The sequence below is a fragment of the Streptomyces capoamus genome (assembly GCF_014654935.1).
GTDB lineage: Bacteria > Actinomycetota > Actinomycetes > Streptomycetales > Streptomycetaceae > Streptomyces > Streptomyces capoamus.
On the sequence record NZ_BNBF01000026.1, the window covers coordinates 59,386 to 64,632 of the forward strand.

Annotated in this window: 4 protein-coding genes; 3 read left to right on the top strand and 1 reads right to left on the bottom strand. The window is 71.6% G+C overall.

The genetic code is table 11. From position 1 onward, the window contains the following. Both IE312_RS31575 and IE312_RS31580 read left to right on the top strand, forming a co-directional pair. Positions 1-1,373, top strand: a 1,373-nt coding sequence (locus tag IE312_RS31575) for a catalase (RefSeq protein ID WP_229900662.1), incomplete at its 5' end; no start/stop codon positions are given. A gap of 411 nt (positions 1,374-1,784) precedes the next feature. Then, positions 1,785-2,009, top strand: coding sequence for a hypothetical protein (locus IE312_RS31580; RefSeq protein ID WP_030338570.1), 225 nt, complete (start codon positions 1,785-1,787; stop codon positions 2,007-2,009). Between the two features lie 402 nt (positions 2,010-2,411). Here the strand turns inward: IE312_RS31580 and gcl are convergent, their stop codons facing one another. Next, the gene (gcl, locus tag IE312_RS31585) at positions 2,412-4,199 is read right to left on the bottom strand and encodes a glyoxylate carboligase (protein ID WP_189985683.1); all 1,788 of its coding nucleotides are present in this window, start codon (positions 4,197-4,199) and stop codon (positions 2,412-2,414) included. Between the two features lie 359 nt (positions 4,200-4,558). On the opposite strand from gcl, the gene IE312_RS31590 reads away from it, so the two are divergent. Next, the gene (locus IE312_RS31590; protein ID WP_306419840.1) at positions 4,559-5,230 is read left to right on the top strand and encodes a hypothetical protein; all 672 of its coding nucleotides are present in this window, start codon (positions 4,559-4,561) and stop codon (positions 5,228-5,230) included. Positions 5,231-5,247 lie beyond the last annotated feature (17 nt).

Below are 5,247 nucleotides of genomic sequence, written 5' to 3' on the forward strand. Positions count from 1 at the left end.
TCCTGATCCAGGACCAGCACCTCCTGGAGAAGCTCGCGCGCTTCAACCGGGAGCGGATCCCGGAGCGGGTGGTGCACGCCCGGGGCTCCGGCGCGTACGGCCACTTCGAGGTGACCGACGACGTCACCGGCTACACCCACGCCGCCTTCCTGACCGGGATCGGCAAGCGCACCGAGGTGTTCCTGCGCTTCTCCACGGTCGCCGACTCCCTCGGCGGCGCCGACGCGGTCCGCGACCCGCGCGGTTTCGCGGTGAAGTTCTACACCGAGGAGGGCAACTACGACCTCGTCGGCAACAACACCCCGGTGTTCTTCGTCAAGGACCCGGTCAAGTTCCCCGACTTCATCCACTCACAGAAGCGGGACCCGTTCACGGGCCGTCAGGAGCCGGACAACGTCTGGGACTTCTGGGCCCACTCCCCCGAGGCCACGCACCAGGTGACCTGGCTGATGGGCGACCGTGGCATCCCGGCCTCGTACCGGCACATGAACGGCTACGGCTCGCACACCTACCAGTGGACGAACGCGGACGGCGAGGCCTTCTTCGTCAAGTACCACTTCAAGACCAACCAGGGCGTCCGCTGTCTGTCCACCGAGCAGGCGCAGGAGCTGGCGGGCAAGGACCCTAACTCCCACCAGACCGACCTGCTGCAGGCGATCGAGCGGGGCGTGCACCCGTCCTGGACGCTGTACGTCCAGATCATGCCGGCGGCCGAGGCGGCCGGCTACCGCTTCAACCCGTTCGACCTGACCAAGGTCTGGCCGCACGGGGACTACCCGCTGCGGCGGGTGGGCCGGCTGGTCCTGGACCGCAACCCGGACAACGTGTTCGCCGAGGTCGAGCAGGCCGCGTTCTCCCCGAACAACTTCGTGCCCGGCATCGGCCCGTCCCCGGACAAGATGCTCCAGGGCCGGCTGTTCGCCTACGCCGACGCCCACCGCTACCGCCTCGGCGTCAACCACACCCAGCTGGCGGTCAACGCCCCGAAGGCGACGACCGTGCAGAACTACGGCCGCGACGGCCTCATGGCCGCCAACGCCCAGGGCCGCCACGCCAAGAACTACGAGCCGAACTCCTACGGCGGCCCCGTGGAGACCGGCCGTCCGCTGTCGGCGCCGCTGGCCGTCCACGGCCACACCGGCACCCACGAGGCGCCCCTGCACACCAAGGACGACGACTTCTTCCAGGCCGGCGAGCTGTACCGCCTGCTGTCCGAGGAGGAGAAGTCCCGCCTGATCGCGAACATCGCCGGCGGCCTCTCGCAGGTCTCCCGCGACGACGTGATCGAGAAGAACCTGGCCCACTTCCACGCCGCCGACCCCGAGTACGGCAGGCGCGTGGAGGAGGCGGTCCGCGCGCTGCGCGAGGACTGAGCACCAGGAACACGAGCAGCGTACGGGATCTGACGGGAGGTCATGACCCCGTACGCGGCCCGCGCAGGCGCCCGGCGGCCCGGATGAGGGGTGGCCGCCGGACGTACGGCGCGGGCAGGGCGAGGACCGCGGCGGTGTGCGAGCCAGTGCGGTGGTCAAGGACCGGGCCCCCTTCTCGACCAGAGGGAAGGGGCACCCGGCTCCGTCGCAGCCGCCGCGGTCCCACCCAGCCCCGTCCCCGGGGCCCACCCGCCCCGTCCGGCGGCGCGAACGACCTGTCGCGCCCGGCCTCGCGCCGTCGGACGGCAACCAACGCTCCCCGCTCCGGGTCCTGCCCGGCGAGGGAGCGTTCGGCGTTCCCGGACACCATTCCGGCGTGCGGATCCGCCCCGCGCGCCGCACGCTGAAGGCATGACCCACTACCCGCACATCGTGGTTCACCCGCCGGCGCTGGACGGTTCCCGGCGGGTCACCGAGGGGGACGTGATGCTGGGGATCGCCTCGCACCTGGACGATGTCGTGGAGATCCTGCGGCTGGCCGACCTGGACCGGATCGAGGTGGAGGAGAGCGACCTGATCGAATGGCAGGGCGGCGGCCCGGACGACTGGCCCGGGCTGTCGGAGCACGAGCTGTGACGACGGCACGTACGGAGACGGCGGCGCGCACAGCGGCGCGTACGGGCAGGGTCGCGCGTACGGGCACGGGTGGCGCGTACGGCAGCGGCGGCTGCCGCAGGCGAGTCCAACCTCAAATCAACCTCTGAAGACGGCGGCGGATGCTTCAACCGCCGCTCGGCCAGGGCAGATTAGGGGCATGCGGGGCCCGCCGGCACGGGGGCGGCGGGTCCCGCTCGGGGGGAGTCTCGTGCGCCCTGCGGGCCGTCGACCGGGCCCGGACGGGGGGGGACGCACGGACCGCCGCGGGTACCGCCCGCCGCGCCGTACGGCGAGCGGATCCCGACGGCATGACCGAGGGGCGGCCCGTCCAGATGGACGGGCCGCCCCTCGCCTGTGCCGGACGCGTGCGCGCCGGACGCGTCAGACCTTCAGCGGCTTGATGGAGGTCGGCGCGTGGCCGGGCTCGGTGGCCAGCTCCTCGAACTCGCTGATGTCGCTGATGTCCATGGTGCGGCTCATGGAGATGTTGGTGATCCGCTCCAGGATCGCCTCGACCACCACCGGCACCCGGTACTCGGCGGCCAGCTTCTTCGCCTCCTCGAAGGCGGCTCCCAGCTGGTCCGGTTCGGTGACCCGGATGGCCTTGCAGCCCAGGCCCTCGGCGACCTTGACGTGGTCCACGCCGTAGACACCCAGCTCGGGCGTGTTGATGTTCTCGAACTCCAGGTTCACCTGGAAGTTGATGTCCAGGCCGATCTGCGCCTGGCGGATCAGGCCCAGGTAGGCGTTGTTCACCAGGACGTGGACGTACGGGATCCGGTGCTGGGCGGCGACGGCCAGCTCCTCGATCATGAACTGGAAGTCGTAGTCGCCCGACAGCGCGACGACCGGGGAGTCCGGGTCGGCCTTGGCGACGCCGATCGCGGCGGGGACGGTCCAGCCGAGCGGGCCGGCCTGGCCGCAGTTGATCCAGTGGCGCGGCTTGTAGACGTGCAGCATCTGCGCGCCGGCGATCTGGGAGAGGCCGATCGTGGTGACGTACCGGGTGTCCGGCCCGAAGGCCCTGTTCATCTCCTCGTACACCCGCTGCGGCTTCATCGGCACGTCGTCGAAGTGCGTACGGCGCAGCAGGCTCGCCTTGCGCTCCTGGGTGGCGGCCACCCAGTCGCCGCGGTCGGGCAGCCTGCCCTCGGCCTTCAGCTCCCTCGCCACCTCGATGAACAGCTCCAGCGCGGCCCTGGCGTCGGAGACGACCCCGTAGTCCGGCGGGAAGATCCTGCCGATCTGGGTGGGCTCGATGTCGACGTGGACGAACTTCCGCTCGCCGCGGTAGACGTCCAGCTTGTAGCCGGTGTGGCGGTTGGCCCACCGGTTGCCGATGCCGAGGACGAAGTCGGACGCCAGGAAGTTGGCGTTGCCGTACCGGTGCGAGGTCTGCACGCCGACCATGCCGGCGTTCAGCTCGTGGTCGTCGGGCAGCGCGCCCCAGCCCATCAGGGTCGGGACGACCGGGGTCCGGGTCAGCTCGGCGAACTCCACCAGCAGGCCGGCGGCGTCGGCGCCGATGATGCCGCCGCCGGCCACGATGACCGGGCGCTGCGACTCCAGAAGAAAGGTGATGGCCTTCTCGATCTGGGCCCGGGTGGCGGCCGGCTTGTACACCGGCAGCGGTTCGTACGTCTCCGGGTCGAACTCGATCTCGGTGAGCTGGACGTCGATCGGCAGGTCGATCAGGACCGGTCCGGGGCGGCCCGAGCGCATCAGGTGGAAGGCCTGCTGGAAGACGCCGGGGACCTGGGCGGCCTCCAGGACGGTGACCGCCATCTTCGTGACCGGCTTGGCGATCGAGGCGATGTCGACGGCCTGGAAGTCCTCCTTGTGGATCACGTGGGTGGGCGCCTGGCCCGTGATGCACAGGATCGGGACGGAGTCGCCGATGGCGGAGTACAGGCCGGTGATCATGTCGGTGCCGGCCGGTCCGGAGGTGCCGATGCAGACACCGATGTTGCCCGGCGCGGTCCGGGTGTAGCCCTCGGCCATGTGCGAGGCGCCCTCCACGTGGCGGGCGAGGGTGTGGCCGATGCCGCCGCCCTCCTTGAGGGCCTTGTAGAACGGGTTGATCGCCGCGCCCGGCACACCGAAGGCGTCGGTGACGCCCTCGCGCTTGAGGATCTCAACTGCCGCGCGGGCAGCGGTCATACGAGCCATCGAGTACTCCTGCTTCGGCTGTCGGATGCGTACTCCCGTCGCGCCCCGCGGTGAGCACCCACATCGTCCCGATGTTTTCCGCATAATGGAAAACAACTTCTACTATCTGGAAGCAATCTAAGGGGGAGCGCCAAGGTCGTCAAGAGTGGTCCCAACAGCGGAAAGCGCCGGACAGGAGCGGCCGGGGAGGAGCACCATGGGGGCGACGCCGACGCGACGCCTGGGGGTGGGCCGTGCCCGAGAGCGTTCCCGTGCGCTGTCCCGTCTGCCGGCGCACGCGCCTCTACATCGCACCGATGTATCCGTGCGCGTGCGGTGCGCCGACCGCGCCGCGGCTGGATCCCGCGGCCGAGCCGGTGGTGGCGGCCCACCGCGCCTGGGACGACGAGTGGCTCACCGTGCCGTGCGCGGCCTGCGGACGCGACAACCACTGGCCGCACCCGGAACTGGGCTGCCCGTGCGGCACGGTCCTGCGGGTTCCGGTGGCCGAAGGTCCCGCCGCCGTGGAGCCGGACCCGGCCGACGGCGCCAGGGCCGGCGACGGTGCGCGGGGACGGGAGGACGACGGTGCGCAGAAACGGGACGACGCCCGGCCGCTGGAGGACGACGGACGCCGTCCGCCCTTCCGGCCCCGCGCCATCCGCACCGCCCGCGACGCCGTCACCACCGCCGCGCTCTATCTGCGCTGGCTCGGCTACCGGGACATCCGCCGCGCCGACCAGCGGCCGCCCAACGGCATCGGGCTCGCCGCCCGCGGACTGCTCGCCCAGGTGGACCCGACCGTGCGCCCGGCCGGCCCGCGGGACGTGGAGTGCCTGTGGCTGACGGCGATGACCGAGTCCGCGCGGTGCGTGTACTTCTCCCTCGCCGGTTACACCGACTCCGCCCGCACCGGCGCGGACGCGCTCGGCGTCCCGCTGTTCGTGCTCGACCTGGCGGGCGCCCCGCAGCCGGTCAACGGCCTCGCCGGCACCCTGCACGCCACGGGCGCACCCCGACCGGGGACACGGGCGCGGGACGGCCGGGCCTGACGGGGTGCACGGGCAGC

Coding starts and splice junctions, on each gene's coding strand:
- gcl (WP_189985683.1), bottom strand. CDS start 4,199: ATGGCTCGTATGACCGCTGCCCGCGCGGCAGTTGAGATCCTCAAGCGC.
- IE312_RS31580 (WP_030338570.1), top strand. CDS start 1,785: ATGACCCACTACCCGCACATCGTGGTTCACCCGCCGGCGCTGGACGGT.